Raw genomic sequence first — 13,842 nt, 5'->3', positions numbered from 1 at the left:
GCGCCCCACCGGCGTCCCCCTACCCTTGGGGGTACGTCGGTCAGCACGTCAGGAGGCAACGAAGTGCAGATCACCAGCGTCGGACACGCCGGGTTCCACATTCAGACCGAAGCGGGATCGATCCTGTGCGACCCGTGGGTCAACCCCGCGTACTTCGCGTCGTGGTTCCCCTTCCCGGACAACACGCAGCTGGACTGGGGTGCGCTCGGCGACGTCGACTACCTGTACGTCTCGCACCTGCACAAGGATCACTTCGACCCGGAGAACCTGAGCAAGCACGTCCGCAAGGACGCGACGGTGCTGCTGCCCGACTTCCCGGTCCCGGACCTGCGTCGCGAGCTCGAGAAGCTCGGGTTCACGAAGTTCCTCGAGACGACCGATTCCGTCAAGCACACCGTCAGCGGGCCCGAGGGCGACCTGGACGTGATGATCATCGCCCTGCGCGCACCCGCGGACGGACCGATCGGCGACTCCGGTCTCGTCGTCTCGGACGGCGAGACCACGGTGTTCAACATGAACGACGCCCGCCCGGTCGAGATGGACACGATGCTCGAGTCCTTCGGGAAGATCGACGTCCACCTGCTGCAGTACTCGGGCGCGATCTGGTACCCGATGGTCTACGACATCCCCAAGCGCACCAAGGCGAACTTCGGCAAGCAGAAGCGCCAGCGCGGCATGGACCGCTGCCGCAGCTACATCGACCAGGTCGGGGCGACGTGGGTGGTCCCGTCGGCCGGTCCGCCGGTGTTCCTCGACCCGGCGCTGCGCCACCTCAACGACGACCACGGCGACGAGGGCAACATCTTCCCCGACCAGATGGTCTTCCTCGAGCAGATGCGCCTGCACGGCAACGACGGTGGCGTGCTGATGATCCCCGGCTCGGTCCTCGACGTGCACGGCAGCGAGTCGATGACGCTGACCCATCCGATCCCCGACGCCGACGTCGAGAAGATCTTCACCGACAAGGCCGCGTACATCGAGGAGATGGCCCAGCGCCTGGCCCCGGTGCTCGAGGCCGAGAAGGCGACGTGGGCCCCGGCCGAGGGTGAGCCGCTGCTCGGTCCGCTCAAGGCGAAGTTCGAGCCGATCATGGCGCAGTCCGATCTGATCTGCGACGGCATCGGCTACCCCGTCGGCCTGGTGATGGGCGACGAGACGGTCGTGCTGGACTTCCCCAAGCGGGTCGTCCGCGAACCCATCGAGGGAGAAGGCAAGTACCGCTACGGTTTCCGCATTCCTCCGGAGCTGGTGCGCACGGTCCTGCGCGACGACGAGCCGGACTGGGTGAACACCATCTTCCTGTCCACCCGATTCGAGGCGTGGCGGGTGGGCGGCTACAACGAATTCCTGTACACGTTCTTCAAGTGCCTCACCGACGAGCGGATCGCCTACGCGGACGGCTGGTTCGCCGAAGCCCACGACGATTCCGCGTCGATCGAGCTGGGCGGCTTCGAGATCCAGCGCCGCTGCCCGCACCTGAAGGCGGATCTGTCGAAGTTCGGCGTCGTCGAGGGCACCAGCCTCACCTGCAACCTGCACGGCTGGCAGTGGGACCTCGTCACCGGTCGCTGCAAGACCTCCCGCGGTCACGAGCTGCGCTCCCGCAAGCTCTGACCCCTCGCGCCGCGTGTGGTGACCGAATGTCACATCGGGTCGATGCGATCGAAGCGATGTGACATTCGGCCACGACCCAGGGCGGGGACGGCGAGCACCAGCGCCCCCGACGCGACGAGCGCGAACGGCCACCACTGCCGCTCCCCGGTCGTCGCCCCCGTCGTCACGACGTCGGGCGACGAGGCGGCCGGCGACTTCGGCAGCGCGGCCGTCGCCTCCCGCACGTTGTCGGAGACTCCCTCGATCACCCCGGTGACCGGACCCACGCCGGCCACGAGCTGCCCGGTGCCGTCGACGAGTTGCCGGCCGCCGTCGTCGAGGAGCATCAGTCCGTCGCGCAGCTGCCGCGAGCCGTCGGCAGCCTGCATCATGCCGGCGACGAACTGCGCGTTCGGGTCACTCAATTCGTAGGCGAGCTGCCGCGCACCGCCGCGCAACTGCTCGAGCTGCGCGAGCGTCTCCGGCCCGAGCCCCTCGCTGTCCAGCCGGCCGACGAGCCCGTCGAGCCGGGCGGCGGCCTCCTGGGACACCGCGTCGGGCGAGCGCCGCAGGGTGCCGGCGACGGCCGTCAGCTGCTCGGTGACGCCCGCCTGCATCTCCCCGAAACCGGCGAGCCGGTCGACGACCTCGTCGACGCCGCCGCTGACCTGGGTCGCACCGTCGCCGAGCAGGTCCACCCCGCCCTGCAGCTGCCCGAGCCCGTCGGCGAGTTGCTGCCCGCCGGCACTGGCCTGCGCGAGTCCGTCGGCGAGCTGGTGAGCACCGTCGTCGAGCTGCCGGCTGCCGTCGGTGAGCTGCCCGATTCCGCCGCCGAGCAGAGCGAGCGGCAGTCCGGCCTGCTGCAGGTTGTCGCGGGTGTCGGTGAGCGGGTCGCCGGTCGACGGGGGCGGCGCCTCGGTCGTCGTCGCGACGGTGGGCACATGGGCGTAGGCGAGGGCACTGCCGGTGCCGATCAGGCCGAGACCGGCGGCGACGAACAGGACGGGAAGGAGACTGGCACGCACGGCGGAGGACCCTAGTCCGGCGATCTGAGAGAGCTCTGAGACGGCGGCAGCCACCGCACCGCGGCGGCGGCCAGGCCGAGCAGCGGCACCGCCCATGCCGCGAGCACCGCCGACAGCGGCAGCCATACCGTTCCCAGCGCGAATCCGGCGTAGACCGCCACGGACACGACCTCGCCGACGACGCCCGACACCGACGTCACGGTCGCGCGGGCGGTTCCGCTCATGGTGTCCTGCATCCGCGCCTCGGCGACGATCATCGCGTTGTTCAGGGCGCCGTAGCCGATCCCGATCGCCACGAAGCCCGCCACTCCGCCGAGCGCGGCCCCCGTTGCCAGCAGCAGGCCACCGACGGCGATCACCGCACCCATCGCGCGGCCGGTCGTCGCCGCGGTGCGACCGGCGGTCGCGGCGCCGAGCACCTGTCCCGCCACGGTGATCGCCACCAGCGCCGGCGCCGCGGACGTGCTCGCCCCGCCCTCGCGCGCGAGCAGCGCGAAGTACTCCTCGAAGGCGAGGCACGCCGACAGCAGCGCCGCGAGCAGCACCGCGCGGCGGACGCCGGCGCTGCGCCGCGCCTCGGCCGTCCCGGCATGCAGCACCGCGCGGTAGCGAGTTGCGAAACTGCCCGGAACGAAACCGGTCTCGTCCGCCGAGGTGTCGCGGGGTGCGGACGGCAGGGCGAGCACGAGCAACCCGTTGGCGACGGTGATCCCCACCGACAGCCATCCGACGAGCGGATAGCCGCCGAGCGCGAACAGCGGTGCGGCCGACAGCGTCGCGACGAGAACGCACATCGTCTCACCGGCGTTCGCATAGCCCAGCACCGCCGGGAACCGGTGTGCCGCACCGCGGGCGGACAGTTCGTCGTACACCAGGGCCTCGAAGGTCCCGGACTTCAGCGATTCGCTGATCCCCCACGCCACGAAGCCGGCCGCGAACCCCCAGTAGCCGGGGAACAGCAGCCAGAGGGCGAAGCCCGCGGTGAACAGGGCCGAGCTGAGCAGCAGCAGACCGCGGCGGGACACCGTGTCGGCCCACGCGCCCGACGGCACCTCCGCGACGAACGCGACGACGGACCACAGCACGAACAGCGACGAGATCTCACCCGTGCCGAGGCCGTGGTCCTCGAAGAGCAGGGCGTACACGCCGTAGAGCGGCACGAGTTCACGGGTGGCCGCATACGCCACCACCCGGAAGGTCGGAGCGGAGCCGGATCAACATCGATGTCGCATGGCTCCAGCGTGGCACGCGCGGACGGGTTTGTCACCGCGCGATACGGTCGGCAGGTGACCGAACGCCAGCGCACCTACACGTGGGACGACCCCGCCCCGACGTCCGCCGCGAACCGCGACATGCACGGCCTCGACTTCCTGCGCGGACTGATCGACGGCTCCATCCCGCACCATCCGACGTCGCGCACCCTCGGCTTCCGGGTGACCGAGGCCCGGGAGGGCTGGGTGGAGGTGAGCATGGAGCCGCAGGAGTTCCACGCCAACGCGGTGGGCAGCATGCACGGCGGGGTGATCGCGACGATGTTCGACACCGCCATGGGCTTCAGCGTGTCGAGCACGCTCGAGGCCGGTGTCGGATACACGACGCTGGACCTGCAGGTGCGGTATCTGCGCGGCATCCAGGCGGGCAGCGGCGTCGTGCGCGTGCACGGCATCTGCGAGTACAGCGGCCGTCGCACCGCGACCGCCCGCGGGGAGGCCCGCGACGAGAACGACCGGTTGCTCGCGACCGCGTCGACCACGTGCCTGATTCTGCGCTGACAACCGTCGCCGGACCTGCACACTGAAGAACATGAGCGTGGAACGCACCGCACTGGACCGCTTCTTCACCCTCTACGGGGAGGCACTCGCCGGGTTCGACGCCGAGGCCTCGGCCGCGCTGTGGGGGGAGCCGGGCACGATCCTCACCGATTCGTTCGCCGGATCGCTGCCGACCCGGAAGGAGATCACCGAGGCCCTCGCGCAGAGCAACCAGACCTACCGGGAGCACGGTCTCGCCGATGTGGGGCACGAGTTGCTCGACCTCTCCCCGGTCACCGAGAAGATCGTGCGGGCCCGGGTGCGCTGGTCCTTCCGGGATGCGAACGACAGTGTGATGGGCACGAGCGACTACGAGTACCTGCTGCGCGACGATCCGGAGGGCCTGCACGCGTACGTGGCCGTCGGCTGCGACCCGGGCAGCTGAGCCCACCCGCCCCGCCCTCCGTGGCCGAATGTCACATCGGTTCGGTCAGATCGACGCGATGTGACATTCGGCCACCACCACCACCCACACGCAGGGGGACGGCTCACGCAGGCGGTTCGAGCACCTCACGCCCGACGAACGGCACGAGCGCCGACGGGACGCGCACGGACCCGTCGGCCTGCTGGTGGTTCTCGAGGATCGCGACGAGCCAGCGGGTGGTGGCGAGGGTGCCGTTGAGGGTGGCGGCGATCTGCGGCTTGCCGTTCTCGTCGCGGTACCGGACGCCGAGACGACGAGCCTGGAAGGTGGTGCAGTTCGAGGTGGAGGTCAGCTCCCGGTAGCGCTCCTGGGTGGGCACCCATGCCTCGCAGTCGAACTTGCGGGCCGCCGACGAGCCGAGGTCGCCGCCGGCGACGTCGATGACCCGGTACGGCACCTCGATCGCGGCGAGCATGTCGCGCTCCCACGCGAGCAGCCGCTGGTGCTCGGCGACGGCGTCCTCGGGCTTGCAGTAGACGAACATCTCGACCTTGTCGAACTGGTGGACCCGGATGATGCCGCGGGTGTCCTTGCCGTAGCTGCCGGCCTCGCGGCGGAAGCACGACGACCAGCCCGCGTACCGCTTCGGGCCGCCCGACAGGTCGAGGATCTCGCCGGAGTGGTAACCGGCGAGCGGCACCTCCGATGTGCCGACGAGGTACAGGTCGTCGTCGGCGAGGTGGTAGATCTCGTCGGCGTGGGCACCGAGAAAGCCGGTGCCCTGCATGATCTCCGGGCGCACGAGCACCGGGGGGATCATCATCTGGAAGCCGTTGGCGACGGCCCGCTGGGCCGCGAGCTGCAGCATGCCGAGCTGCAGCAGCGCGCCGTAACCGGTGAGGAAGTAGAACCGGGCGCCGGAGACCTTCGCACCCCGTTCCATGTCGATCAGCCCGAGGGATTCCCCGAGGGCCAGATGGTCCTTCGGTTCGAAGTCGAAGGTGGGCAGCTCGCCGACGGTCTCGAGAGTGACGAAGTCGTCCTCCCCGCCCGCGGGAGCGCCCTCCTGCACGATGTTGGAGATCGCCATGTGCGCGCGCCCCAGCGCCTCCTCGGCGGCGTGCTGCTCGGCCTCGAGCTTCTTGACGTTCGCGGCGAGTTCCTTCGCGCCCTCGAGCAGCGCGGGCCGTTCCTCCGGGGAGGCCTGCCCGACCTTCTTGCCCAGTGCCTTCTGCTCGGCACGGATGTTGTCGCCGGCCAGCACCGCGGCGCGGCGGGCGGCGTCGGCCTCGAGCAGCGCGTCGACGAGACCGGGGTCCTCGCCTCGGGTGCGCTGCGAGGCACGGACGACGTCGGGATTCTCGCGGAGGAACTTGAGGTCGATCACGAGGTCACAGCCTACTCGGCGACGCCCCGGGCCGAGGCCGGCCTACTGCGCCCACAGCTGCAGGCAGTCCTCGCGTTCGAACATCTTCGCCGAGTCCACGGCGCTCGGATGCCCGGCGTGCGGGTCGGCTCCGGCCTCGGTGAGCACCCGCACGACGTCGATCGCCCCCTTGAACACCGCGCCCGCGATGGGCGACTGCCCGCGGTCGTTGAGCCGGTCGACGTCGGCGCCCCGTTCGATCAGGGCCCGCACCGCGTCGGCGTGGCCGTGGTAGGACGCCAGCATGAGCAGGGTGTCGCCCTTCTCGTTGCACAGGTTCACCGGCACTCCGGCGTCGATGTAGGCGGCGAGGGTCTCGACGTGCCCGGCGCGGGCGGCATCGAACAGTCGCTGCGCGATCTCCTGGACTTCGGGATCGATGGGCTCCGTCATGCCCACCGAAGTTACCCGGGGCGGCGCGCACAGGCATGATGGACGGTGATGGCCGAGGAGAGTGAGCAGCAGTCCGACCGGACGACACCGTCCGCCTCGCGGGTCCGGCGTGCCCCGTCCGCGAAGCTGACCCGTCGCGCCCTGATGCTGGTCGCCGCGGGCGCGGTGCTCGCGGCCGTCGTCACGGCGGTGGTGGCGGGATTCGGCGGGTCCGACGACGAACCCGGCGATTCGACCAGTGCCGTGGTCACCACCGGCGCGGTGGCCGGCGAGGCCTTCGGCACTGCGGTCGCCGGGGACTGCCTGACCTGGACCGAACTCGATGCGAGCGACCTCGCGAAGGTGGACTGCGCCGAGTCGCACCTGTTCGAGGTGGTCGAGGACATCGATCTGAGCGTGTATCCGGGCGCCGAGTGGGGTCCCGGGTCGCGTTTCCCGTCGGTGCTGCGTTTCACCGAGCTGCGCGACGAGCTGTGCGCACCGGCCGCGATGGATTATCTCGACGGCCGGTTCGATCCGCACGGCAAGTTCAGCGTGGGCCTGATCAACCCCGGGGAGGCGGGCTGGGCGGCCGGCGAGCGGACGCTGCGCTGCGGCCTGCAGTTCTCCTCCACCACCGGCAACCTGCTGCCGATCCAGGGCAAGGTCGCCGACCAGGACCAGTCCAAGGTCTGGGACGTGGGCACGTGCATCGGCATCAACAACGGCGTGCCGGCGGATCCGGTGGAGTGCGCCCAGCCGCACGCCTTCGAGGTGATCTCCGTGGTGGACCTGTCCGGGCAGTTCCCCGGCGGTCTGCCCAGCGTCGAGGACCAGGACCGGTACCTCGAGGGGACGTGCACCGAGAACGCCAACGCCTACCTGGGCAGTCCCGACGCGCTGCGCAACAAGACCCTCACGCTGTTCTGGGACAACCTCGACTTCGACAGCTGGCTCGCGGGCAGCCGCAAGGTCAACTGCTCGGTGGGCAAGCAGGTCGAGGGCGGCGGATTCGCGTCGGTCACCGGCACGGCCAAGGGCGACATCCTCATCGACGGCCAGCCGCCGGTGCCGCCGCCCGCCGCGCCCGAGGGCCGCTCACTGCCGACCCCGCTGCCGGGCGCAGGTCCCGTGCCGGGCTCCTGAGGTGAGGGCACGAATGGGCGACGAGCGGTTCGAGGAACTCGTCGGCGAGGCCCTGGATCTGATCCCCCCGGAACTCGCGCGGGCCATCGACAACGTCGTGGTGCTGGTCGAGCCCAGAAACGAGGAAGAGCCCGACCTGCTCGGGCTCTACCACGGGATCGCGCTCACCGAGCGCGACAGCCACTATGCGGGGGCGCTACCGGACACCGTGACCATCTACCGCGACGCGATTCTCGACATCTGCGACTCCGACGACGACGTGGTGCACGAGGTCGCGGTGACGGTCATTCACGAGATCGCTCACTACTTCGGAATCGAGGATGCTCGTCTGCACGAGCTGGGGTGGGGCTAGTGGCCCCGTACCGCGGTCCCGTCGCGCCGTACTTCGGCTTGCGTTGCAGAAAGTGCGGACTGATCGTCGAAATGATCAGCAGGGCGAGCGTTCCGATGATCACCTCTGCGACGACGATGTAGACGAAAGCAATACCGACGATCTTCGCGATCTCTTCCATGTGTCGATCACCTCCGGTCCGACCGTACCGCGGGACGGCCGTCCGGACGGGGTAACCGGCAGTGCCGTTGCCGGGCCTCCGCGGCCCGGCAGCGGCGGCCGGTCACTCGATGCGGTCGAGATCGACGCCCTTGGTCTCGCGGCTGCTCAGCACCGCGACGACGGTGATCATCATGGTCACCACCAGATACGCGACGACGGTCCCGACCCCGAACCGGTCGACGAGCCAGACGGCGATGAAAGGCGCGGGCGCACCGGCGATGATGGACGAGCCCTGGAACACCAGCGAGGATCCGGCATACCGGTACCGGGTCGGGAACAGCTCGGTGATCCAGGCGGCCTCGGGACCGGCGAGAGCGCCGTGGAAGAAGGCGCCGACGCAGACCCCCACCCACAGCATCGGCACGCTCTGCATCTGCACGAGCCAGAAGAACACGGGCGCCCACACCACGAGCACCACGGCGGGGACGAGCATCGCGACGCGGCGGCCGACCCGGTCGGACCAGCGGCCGCCACCGATCATGCCGACGAACTGGAACACCGACGCGAAGGTCACGGCCAGCATCACGTCGCCCCGGGCGAAGCCGTGATAGGTGGTGGCGTACGCGATGACGAAGATCGTGTACACGTAGAACGCGATGTTCTCGCCGAGCCGCATGCCGATGCCGATCAGCACCGGGCGCGGACGGGACAGCGCTTCGACGATGCTCGACCGGGGCTCGGGGCGGTCCGCCGCGGCGGCCTGCGCCGCCCGGAAGACCGGGGACTCCTCGACGCCGTGCCGGATCCAGAAGCCGATGACGAGGAGGGGAACGGCGAACAGGAATGCGATCCGCCAGCCCCATGCGTCGAACGCGTCGGCCGGAAGCAGCAGCACCAGGGTCGAGACGACCACGGCGGCGAGCACGGTCCCCGACGGCGCGCCCGCCTGCGGCCACGACGCCCAGAAGCCGCGACGCTTGGGCTCGCCGTACTCACTCACCAGCAGCACCGCCGCACCGAATTCACCGCCGAGCGCGAAACCCTGGATCATGCGCAGCGCGACGAGCAGGACCGTCGCCCAGATGCCGATCTGTTCGTAGGTCGGCAGCAGCCCGATCGACGCGGTGGCCGTACCGAGCATCACGAACGTGATGACGAGCATCGGTTTGCGGCCGAACCGGTCACCGAGATGACCGAAGACGATGCCGCCGAGCGGCCGGGCGATGAAGCCGAGCCCCTGGGTGGCGAGGGCGAGCAGCAATTTGGTGATGCCGTCGGATCCGGGGAAGAACAGAGGTCCGAGGACGGTGGCGGCGAGGATGCCGTAGATGGCGAAGTCGTACCACTCGAGCACGGCCCCGGCCATGCTGCCGGTGAGGACCCGCTTGAAGCTGCTGCGTGGCGCGTCCGGCGCGGTGCGCACGGCGATCGGGTCGAGCGTGGATCCCATGGCGGGTCCCTTTCGGATCGGGTGAGTCAGAGTCGGAGGGTCAGTCGGTCGCCGCAGGCACGCGAGCAGCAGGTCATCATCTGCCGGTTCGCCGCCCGCTCGGCCTTGGTGAGCACGGTGTCGCGGTGGTCGACCTCGCCTTCGAGGACGGTGACCTCGCAGGAGCCGCAGAGGCCTTCCTCGCAGTCGCTGGGCACGTCGATGTTGTTGGCGCGCAACGCGTCGAGGACGGTCTGGGTGGGCTCGACCCGCACGGTGAGTCCCGAGTCGCGCAGGTCGAGGTCGAAGGCGTGCTCGACGTCCGGGTCGAGTGCCGTGAGGGACGAGGTGAAGTGCTCGACGTGCAGCGCACCGTCGGGCCAGTGCCGGCTCGCGTCCTCGAGTCCGGCGAGCAGCCGTCCGGGCCCGCACGCGTAGATCTGGGTGCCGGACACCGGCGTCGCGAGGAGGGCGGCGAGGTCGACCCGGGTGCCTTCCGCCGAGACGTGCAGGGCGGCGCGGTCCCCGTGCCCGGCGACCCGCTCGAGATAGGCCATCCCGGAACGGTTCCGGCCGCAGTAGTGCAGTTCGTAGCTCCACCCCCGGGCGCGGGCGTGGTCGGCCATGGCCAGGACGGGGGTGATGCCGATGCCGCCGGCCACGAACACGTAGTGCTCGGCGTCGGGGTCGAGCGCGAAGTGGTTCCGGGGCCCGCGAATCCGGAGCGATCCCCCCACCCGGAGCTGTTCGTGGACGTAGCGCGAGCCACCGCGGCTCTCGGGGTCCAGCAGAACGGCGATCTCGTAGGTGGGCGCGTCGGGCGCACCGCACAGGGAGTACTGCCGCGACAGCGCACCGAGGTCGACATCGATGTGGGCGCCAGGAGTCCACGCGGGCAACGCATTTCCTGCAGGAGCCCGTAGGACGACGCGCAGCACGTCGTCGACGATCCGGTCCAGGCGCTCGACGGTGACGGTGCGTGACACCGACCGGGTGGAGGGCTCGCCGATGGTGACGGGATGCTGCCGTTGCAGCACGGCCGGGTCGGTGCGCTCGGGGTTCGCCTGCGGATCCCACTGCACCCACACGTGATCGGGACCGCGGAACGAGGTGTTCGGCAGGTAGGTGAACTCCTGATCGGGTACGAGTTCCATGTGGGGAAGCCGCGTGGTCAGTTCCTCGAGGAAGATCTGCATCTCCATGCGGGCCAGGTTCTTGCCCATGCACTGATGGCTGCCGTACCCGAAGGTGAGGTGGTCGCTCGAGTTCGGGCGCCGGATGTCGAACTCGTCGGGACGGTCGAAGTGCCGCTCGTCATGGTTGGCGGAGGCGTTGACGACGAGCAGCTTTGCGCCGGCGGGGATGTCGACGTCGCCGATGCGGGTGTCGGTGGTGGCCACCCGTCGCCACGCCGCGACCGATCCCGAGTGGCGCAGGCACTCCTCGACGGCGTTGGGGATCAGCGACGGATCCGCGCAGATCTCCTCCCACACCGGGCGGTTCTCGAGCAGCAGCTTGAACGCGTTCGCGGACGCGTTGGCCGTGGTCTCGTGCGCGGCGACGATGCCGGCCATCATCATCGAGTGCAGGTAGGAGTCGGTGACGACGTCCGGCATCTGCTGCTGCATGCGGATCCCGTAGGGCATCCAGCCGTGCCCCGAGGGGTCCTGGCGCATCTTCTCGAGCACCGTGCCCGCGTACTGCCAGAACCTGCCGACCGCCTCGGCGACGGCGACCTGCTCCTCGGGCGCGGGGCGGCCCCAGGTGTTCACGGTGTGGGCGATCGAGTACTTGCGCATCGTCGCCATGTCCTCCTCCGGCACGCCGAGGAAGTGCAGGGCGACGGTGAGCGGTACCTCCCACAGCATCTCGTCCACCAGGTCGGCCTTGCCGGATTCGACGAAGCGGTCGACGTATTCGCGCGTGAGCCGTCGCACCATCGCCTCGTGGTGCGCCAGTTCCTTCGGGGTGAACGGGTCCATGAGTGCGCGGCGGCGCGGCATGTGGGCGGGCTCGTCCTCGTTCACGAGGGTCCGGGCCATGGCGTAGTCGTAGCGGGCGAGGGTGGCGGTGGCCTCCTCGGAGACCGGGGTGATCTTCTCGAGGGCGATGGCCGGTGAGAACACGAGGTTGTCGCGGAACACCGCCTTCACATCCTCGTAGCGGGTGACCACCCAGTAGCCGAGTTCGGGGCTGTAGAACACCGGCTCCTCGTCGCGGGACCAGCGCAGCGACTCGGCCGGATCGGCCTGGTACGCGGGCCCGAACGGATCGAACGCCGCGGCGTTCGTCGACACCGGACAGCCGCCGGCCAGGGCCGCGTGATCGACGGGACACGCCGACGCCGGAACTGATGCACTCATGCTGACACCGAAAACCTCTCCACCTGCACTGTTACTTTTATCGAACAGTTCCGTCCTATATACGGACAAGCAGCAGAGTAAGGGGCGTCACAGATCAGGTCAAGCCGAGATCCGGTCACATCCGCCGGGCTCCACGTCGGGGAACCCGCCCTCTCCCGCGGCCGACACCACCTGCGCCCGATGCCGGAACCGGACGTCCCGAGGAAACACCCGCTCGGCCGGAACGGCCCCGATCGCGCCTCAGCCGGCGGCGGCGCCGAACCACTCGGACAGCCGGCCGAGCAGATCCTGCTGATCGTCGCCGACCCACGCGACGTGGCCGTCGGGTCGCAGCAGCACCGCGGGCACGTCCAGTTCCTCGCTGACGTCGACGATGTGGTCGACGCGGTCGGTCCAGCCCGCCACCGACAACCGGCCGGTCTGATCGAACAGCAGCCCACGGCCGCCGTGCATGAGTTCGTAGAGACGACCTCGCTTCAGCCCCACATCCCGCATCCGCCGGCCGAGCAGATCGTGCCCCGCACCGAAGTCGTAGCGGACCCCGACCGCGGTGATCATCTCGGTGATGTGCCGGTTCACCTCCTCGAGGTCCATCAGCTCCGAGAACAGTTCCCGCAGCGCCGTCGCGCCCGGATCGGTTCCCATCAGCGCGATCTGCGCACGGGTGTTCGCCAGCACGCGCGCCCCCACCGGGTGCCGCTCGGCGTGGTAGCTGTCCAGCAACCCCTCCGGCGCCCAGCCGTCCACTGCCGCAGCCAGTTTCCAGCCGAGGTTGAACGCGTCCTGGATGCCGAGGTTGAGTCCTTGCCCTCCGGTCGGCGGATGGATGTGCGCGGCGTCGCCGGCCAGCAGCACCCGGCCGACCCGGTAGCGCTCGGCCTGCCGGGTGGCGTCACCGAAGCGGGAGAGCCAGCGCGGCGAGTGTGCACCGAAGTCGGTGCCGGCGATCGCCCGCAGCTGCCGCGTGAACTCCCCGAGGGTCGGTGCGGCCGCCCGGTCCTCGCTCACCCCGTCGGCGGGCACGACGACGCGGTACATCCCGTCCCCGAGCGGTGCGGCGCCGAACCGCAGCTGGGTCTTACGGACTTCCGCGACGGCGGCGGCCACCGTCGCCGGGTCCTCGGTCATCCTCATCTCCCCCAGCAGCGTCTCGACCCTGCTGGGCTCGCCGGGAAAGCCCACGCCGAGCAGCTTGCGCACCGTGCTGCGGCCGCCGTCGCAGCCGACGAGGTACCGCGAGCGCAGCCGAGCGCCGTCGGCCGATTCGACCGTCACCCCGTGATCGTCCTGGCTCAGCCCGACCACCTCGCAGCCGCGCCGGATCTCGGCACCGAGTTCGAGGGCACGCTCGTCGAGCAACCGTTCGGTGACCGGCTGCGGAGTGGCGAGGCCGTACGGGTGCGCCGTGTCCAGCCGGTCCGGCCACGGCTTGACGATTCCACCGAAAAGACCGCCGAACCGGAACTTCTCGCTGACGGCGAGGAACCGGTCCAGCAGGCCGCGCTGGTCCATCATCTCGACGCTGCGCGCGTGCAGACCCTGCCCGCGCGACTGCCCGCTCGGTGCGGTCGCCTTCTCGAGCACGAGCGTGCGCACGCCGTGCAGCCGCAACTCGGAGGCCAACATCAAGCCGGTCGGTCCACCGCCGACGACGATCACATCGATCATGAAAACCCCGTTCACTGGTTGAATTTCGGCCACCCCTCCACGCGGGCCGGCGGCCCGCCCGGCGTCCCGCGCCCGCAGATCCCCACCGGCGGCGCGACTCCCCCGGGATCACGTCCGGTCACACCTGCGAATCCCCACTTTCCGCAGGTCCC

General features: G+C 70.0%; 12 protein-coding genes. 5 read left to right on the top strand and 7 right to left on the bottom strand.

Going from position 1 to position 13,842, the window contains the following annotated elements; genetic code table 11:
• Positions 1 to 63 precede the first annotated feature (63 nt).
• The gene (locus ACWPQI_RS01350; RefSeq protein ID WP_010596208.1) at positions 64 to 1,614 is read left to right on the top strand and encodes an MBL fold metallo-hydrolase; all 1,551 of its coding nucleotides are present in this window, start codon (positions 64 to 66) and stop codon (positions 1,612 to 1,614) included.
• A gap of 29 nt (positions 1,615 to 1,643) precedes the next feature.
• On the opposite strand, the gene ACWPQI_RS01345 is transcribed toward ACWPQI_RS01350, so the two are convergent.
• Together ACWPQI_RS01345 and ACWPQI_RS01340 are read right to left on the bottom strand one after the other, a co-directional pair.
• Complete coding sequence (locus ACWPQI_RS01345; protein WP_474738610.1) at positions 1,644 to 2,618, bottom strand: hypothetical protein; 975 nt, start codon at positions 2,616 to 2,618, stop codon at positions 1,644 to 1,646.
• Positions 2,619 to 2,629: 11 nt separating this feature from the next.
• Positions 2,630 to 3,808, bottom strand: a complete 1,179-nt coding sequence (locus tag ACWPQI_RS01340) for an MFS transporter (protein WP_048774114.1) — start codon at positions 3,806 to 3,808, stop codon at positions 2,630 to 2,632.
• A 162-nt stretch (positions 3,809 to 3,970) separates the two neighbouring features.
• Between ACWPQI_RS01340 and ACWPQI_RS01335 the strand changes: the two genes are divergently transcribed.
• Together ACWPQI_RS01335 and ACWPQI_RS01330 are read left to right on the top strand one after the other, a co-directional pair.
• Complete coding sequence (locus ACWPQI_RS01335; protein WP_371851047.1) at positions 3,971 to 4,390, top strand: PaaI family thioesterase; 420 nt, start codon at positions 3,971 to 3,973, stop codon at positions 4,388 to 4,390.
• Positions 4,391 to 4,421: 31 nt separating this feature from the next.
• Complete coding sequence (locus tag ACWPQI_RS01330) at positions 4,422 to 4,814, top strand: hypothetical protein (RefSeq protein WP_010596213.1); 393 nt, start codon at positions 4,422 to 4,424, stop codon at positions 4,812 to 4,814.
• 103 nt (positions 4,815 to 4,917) lie between these two features.
• Here the strand turns inward: ACWPQI_RS01330 and serS are convergent, their stop codons facing one another.
• Together serS and ACWPQI_RS01320 are read right to left on the bottom strand one after the other, a co-directional pair.
• Positions 4,918 to 6,180 carry a serine--tRNA ligase gene (serS, locus tag ACWPQI_RS01325; RefSeq protein WP_010596214.1) on the bottom strand — a complete coding sequence of 421 codons (1,263 nt, stop codon included), beginning with the start codon at positions 6,178 to 6,180 and terminating at the stop codon, positions 4,918 to 4,920.
• A gap of 42 nt (positions 6,181 to 6,222) precedes the next feature.
• The gene (locus tag ACWPQI_RS01320; RefSeq protein ID WP_017681157.1) at positions 6,223 to 6,612 is read right to left on the bottom strand and encodes an ankyrin repeat domain-containing protein; all 390 of its coding nucleotides are present in this window, start codon (positions 6,610 to 6,612) and stop codon (positions 6,223 to 6,225) included.
• Positions 6,613 to 6,660: 48 nt separating this feature from the next.
• Between ACWPQI_RS01320 and ACWPQI_RS01315 the strand changes: the two genes are divergently transcribed.
• Positions 6,661 to 7,737: a septum formation family protein gene (locus ACWPQI_RS01315; protein WP_017681156.1), complete on the top strand. Its 1,077-nt coding sequence runs from the start codon at positions 6,661 to 6,663 to the stop codon at positions 7,735 to 7,737.
• Positions 7,738 to 7,750: 13 nt separating this feature from the next.
• Positions 7,751 to 8,089 carry a metallopeptidase family protein gene (locus ACWPQI_RS01310; protein ID WP_017681155.1) on the top strand — a complete coding sequence of 113 codons (339 nt, stop codon included), beginning with the start codon at positions 7,751 to 7,753 and terminating at the stop codon, positions 8,087 to 8,089.
• Positions 8,090 to 8,351: 262 nt separating this feature from the next.
• Here ACWPQI_RS01310 and ACWPQI_RS01305 read toward each other — a convergent pair whose 3' ends face one another.
• From ACWPQI_RS01305 to rox, 3 genes are all read right to left on the bottom strand, one after another.
• Entirely contained in the window at positions 8,352 to 9,680 is a 1,329-nt protein-coding gene (locus tag ACWPQI_RS01305) for an MFS transporter (RefSeq protein WP_017681153.1), read from the bottom strand.
• A gap of 26 nt (positions 9,681 to 9,706) precedes the next feature.
• A complete protein-coding gene (locus tag ACWPQI_RS01300; protein ID WP_474738609.1) occupies positions 9,707 to 12,022 on the bottom strand; it encodes a cytochrome P450 in 2,316 nt (771 codons plus the stop codon).
• 240 nt (positions 12,023 to 12,262) lie between these two features.
• On the bottom strand, positions 12,263 to 13,690 hold the full coding sequence (rox, locus tag ACWPQI_RS01295) for a rifampin monooxygenase (RefSeq protein ID WP_432793630.1): 1,428 nt from the start codon (positions 13,688 to 13,690) through the stop codon (positions 12,263 to 12,265).
• Between the last annotated feature and the right edge of the window lie 152 nt (positions 13,691 to 13,842).

The sequence above is a fragment of the Rhodococcus sp. LMD genome, assembly GCF_056108245.1.
This window is presented reverse-complemented; position numbering and strand designations above follow the sequence as displayed.

Bases quoted from the DNA above. Each gene is read 5' to 3' on its own strand.
- ACWPQI_RS01335 (WP_371851047.1), top strand. From the start codon at position 3,971: ATGCACGGCCTCGACTTCCTGCGCGGACTGATCGACGGCTCCATCCCG.
- ACWPQI_RS01330 (WP_010596213.1), top strand. From the start codon at position 4,422: ATGAGCGTGGAACGCACCGCACTGGACCGCTTCTTCACCCTCTACGGG.
- ACWPQI_RS01320 (WP_017681157.1), bottom strand. From the start codon at position 6,612: ATGACGGAGCCCATCGATCCCGAAGTCCAGGAGATCGCGCAGCGACTG.
- ACWPQI_RS01315 (WP_017681156.1), top strand. From the start codon at position 6,661: ATGGCCGAGGAGAGTGAGCAGCAGTCCGACCGGACGACACCGTCCGCC.
- ACWPQI_RS01310 (WP_017681155.1), top strand. From the start codon at position 7,751: ATGGGCGACGAGCGGTTCGAGGAACTCGTCGGCGAGGCCCTGGATCTG.
- ACWPQI_RS01305 (WP_017681153.1), bottom strand. From the start codon at position 9,680: ATGGGATCCACGCTCGACCCGATCGCCGTGCGCACCGCGCCGGACGCG.
- ACWPQI_RS01300 (WP_474738609.1), bottom strand. From the start codon at position 12,022: ATGAGTGCATCAGTTCCGGCGTCGGCGTGTCCCGTCGATCACGCGGCC.
- rox (WP_432793630.1), bottom strand. From the start codon at position 13,690: ATGATCGATGTGATCGTCGTCGGCGGTGGACCGACCGGCTTGATGTTG.